The organism is Corallococcus sp. AB032C, assembly GCF_003668935.1.
Lineage (GTDB): Bacteria > Myxococcota > Myxococcia > Myxococcales > Myxococcaceae > Corallococcus > Corallococcus exiguus.
This window is the reverse complement of record NZ_RAWP01000229.1, coordinates 1-2,813: the sequence shown is the minus strand read 5'-3', so window position 1 is coordinate 2,813 and position 2,813 is coordinate 1. Positions and strand designations below refer to the sequence as shown.

Below are 2,813 nucleotides of genomic sequence, written 5' to 3'. Positions count from 1 at the left end.
GAGGCCTGGGGCGGCTCGGGGGTGGGCTCCGCCGTCTTGCAGGCGGCGCCAAGGACACAGGAGGCGGCGAAGAGGGCCAGTCGCTTCAAAGCGTTCTCCAGCACGGACAAGGGGTGAGAATCCGGCGCGCATCAACTCCTGATGCGCGGGGGCATTCCAGCTTCAACTCCAGCGCGTGTGACAGGGGCGTCGTCCGCTGTCCACCATTGAAGCAATGGCGTTGCCTCCGGAAACGACCGCGCCCCGCGAAACGCCCCTTCCGTGAAGAAGGGCCGCTCCGGGGGCGCGCGCAGGACTCCGGGTGAAGCGCGGAGGAGCGTCAGTCTTCCTTGCCGAGGATGCCGTCCTTGAGGCCGCTGTCCACGGGGTCCTTGCCCAGCCACACGGAGAAGAGCGCGTCCGCGAAGTCCTTGCCCTCCACGTCGATGGACTGGCCGCCCGTCACCTGCACGGTGGTGCCCTTGCCGGGGACGTAGGTGAGGTTGAGCTCCTGGCCCTCCTTCACCTCCGCGGGGATGGCGGCCTTGAAGGCGTCCAGGCGCGCCTGGAGCTTGGGCATGTTCGCGCCCGCGCTCTTCTTGAAGCCGTTCTCGATGGCCTCGGTGATCTGCTCCTTCTTCAGGTCGCGCTTCATGAACATGCGCACGCGCTTGACCTCGTCCGCGTTGAGCAGCGCGGTGGCGTCCTGCGTGGGGTTCTCCACGTAGAGGCCCAGCGTGTAGACCTTGAAGATGGCCTTCTTGCGCAGGCCCACGCCGTTGAGCTTCAGCTCCTTGCCGGCCACGGTGGCGGTTTCCGGGTACTTCACACCCGCGATGTCCTTGGCCATGACGGGCGCGGCGAGGGTCAGCGACAGCAGCACGGCAGTCAGCGTCTTCTTCATGGTGAAAACCTCCGGGTCGGTTTCTGCGCGATGTTGGACGCAAACCTAGCCATGCGTCTTCACGAAAGGATCCATGAAGGACACTTGCGTCTTGACGTGCTGCGGCGAAACCGCTCGGAAGACAACAGGTTCTTCAGTGAATACGGGCTGCCGGAGCCAGCACCAGGCCGTCCTTGGCGAAGCGCACCACCTCCGCGTGGAGGTCCGCGGCGGACATGCCGGTGGCCTGGACGACGGCCTCTTCTGACAGGCCCTCCACGGCCATCTTCAGCACCAGCAGCGAGGGCGGAGTGGCCTCCATGTAGAAGGTCACCAGCCGCTCCGGCTGGCGCCAGAGCAGCGCCAGTTCCTCGCCTTCCACCGGCGCCGCTTCCGCGCCCCGGGCCCGCACGAACGCGCAGAGCTGGTAGGGCTGCTCCAGCACCGTGAGCGTGGGGTTGGGCGTCAGGCGCTCCACCGCTTCCGGAATGTCTTCCTCGGAGGCGAACACCGCGAAGTCCGTCCACTCGAAGCGCGCGAGCGCGGGCAGGAACGGCGGCAGTCCCTTCGCCGCGGCGGCGTCCGAGACGAAGGGCGCGAAGCCCTCGCCCAGGCGGTTGAGCTCGTAGTGCCGCGCGGGCCGCGTGCGGGTGTAGCCCTCCACCAGCGCGTCCCACGCTTCGGGCGTCACCGCCTTGCGCGTCAGCGGGAAGAGCTTCTCCAGCGTGGAGCGTACGTGGCCGCGCACGAACTGGCCGTAGAGCGCCATGCGCTCCGGATCCACGTCCCAGCCCGGGTGCGACGCGGACAGCTTCAACAGGCCTTCCGCGCCAGGTGGCCCGGCGAGGTACGCGTCCATGCTGTCGAAGAAGTGCCTCAGCGACTGCTTCATCGCGAACCCTCCGCGAGCAAGACGCGGGCATGATCCGCCTCGTCCAGCACGGCGCCCAGCGACGGGATGGCCTGGTCCCACTCAATCAGTGTGGAGACCGGGCCGGTGCGCTCCAGCGTGTAGCGGTACAGCGCCCACACGTCGTCACAGACGCGGTCGCCGTGCGTGTCGATGAGGACTGTCTCGCGCTTGTCGTGGCCGGCCAGATGCACTTGCACCACGCGGTCCAGAGGCAGCGCGTCCACGAAGGCGCGCGGGTCGTAGCCGTGGTTCCTCGCGTTGACCCAGACGTTGTTCACGTCCAGGAGCAGCCCGCAGTCCGCGGCCTCCACCACCTGGCGCAGGAAGTCCGCCTCCTTCAGCGTGCCGCCCGGCATGGCCGCGTAGTAGCTGGGGTTCTCCAGCAGGAAGGGGCGCTCCACGCGCGCCATGACTTCGCGCACGCGCGGCACCACGTGCTCCACCGCGGCCTCCGTGAAGGGCAGCGGCAGCAGGTCATGCAGGTGCACGCCGCCCAGCCGCGAGTAGCACAGGTGGTCGGAGAAGAACGGAGCGTCCAGCCGCTTCACCAGCGCGGCCAGGCGGGTGACGTAGTCGTCATCCAGCGCGTCCGGCCCGCCGATGTTGAGGCCCACGCCATGCGGCAGCAGCGTCCAGCGCTCGCGGCACGCGTCCAGGGCGCGTTGGGAGCGGCCGCCCAGCGTGAGGAAGTTCTCCGGGATGATCTCCACCCAGTCCAGCGCGCGAGGCGTGCGCGGCAGCGCTTCGTAGAAGTCGCGGCGCAACCCGATGCCCGCCCCCAGCGGCTTCAATCCATGGCGGTCTGCATAACGGGGGGACGGCATGCGGCGCTCCTCCTTGGAGCTTGCGGGGTGAAAACAACACGGGCGGCAGGAAGGACTCTTCCCGCCGCCCGCGAGTCTGGGAGGAGACCTGTCACGCAGGCCCTCCCAGATGAATGACTACTTCTTGCCGCTGCAGGAGCCAGCGCCGCAGGAGCCGGCGCCACAGGAGCCCTCGGCGCCCTTCTCCGGGGCGGCGGCTCCTGCGGCGCTGGCT

General features: G+C 68.6%; 3 protein-coding genes. All 3 read right to left on the bottom strand.

Annotated features, from left to right (window positions below; translation table 11 throughout):
* Nucleotides 1-319 precede the first annotated feature (319 nt).
* Nucleotides 320-883: a chalcone isomerase family protein gene (locus tag D7X99_RS41660; RefSeq protein ID WP_120580710.1), complete on the bottom strand. Its 564-nt coding sequence runs from the start codon at nucleotides 881-883 to the stop codon at nucleotides 320-322.
* A gap of 133 nt (nucleotides 884-1,016) precedes the next feature.
* Nucleotides 1,017-1,754: a DUF2063 domain-containing protein gene (locus tag D7X99_RS41655; RefSeq protein WP_121782554.1), complete on the bottom strand. Its 738-nt coding sequence runs from the start codon at nucleotides 1,752-1,754 to the stop codon at nucleotides 1,017-1,019.
* Complete coding sequence (locus D7X99_RS41650; RefSeq protein WP_121782553.1) at nucleotides 1,751-2,599, bottom strand: DUF692 domain-containing protein; 849 nt, start codon at nucleotides 2,597-2,599, stop codon at nucleotides 1,751-1,753. The genes D7X99_RS41655 and D7X99_RS41650 overlap by 4 nt, the downstream gene beginning before the upstream one ends.
* Between the last annotated feature and the right edge of the window lie 214 nt (nucleotides 2,600-2,813).

What these genes read in the sequence shown, in the direction of transcription:
- D7X99_RS41660 (WP_120580710.1), bottom strand. Translation starts at nt 883, where the DNA reads ATGAAGAAGACGCTGACTGCCGTGCTGCTGTCGCTGACCCTCGCCGCG.
- D7X99_RS41655 (WP_121782554.1), bottom strand. Translation starts at nt 1,754, where the DNA reads ATGAAGCAGTCGCTGAGGCACTTCTTCGACAGCATGGACGCGTACCTC.
- D7X99_RS41650 (WP_121782553.1), bottom strand. Translation starts at nt 2,599, where the DNA reads ATGCCGTCCCCCCGTTATGCAGACCGCCATGGATTGAAGCCGCTGGGG.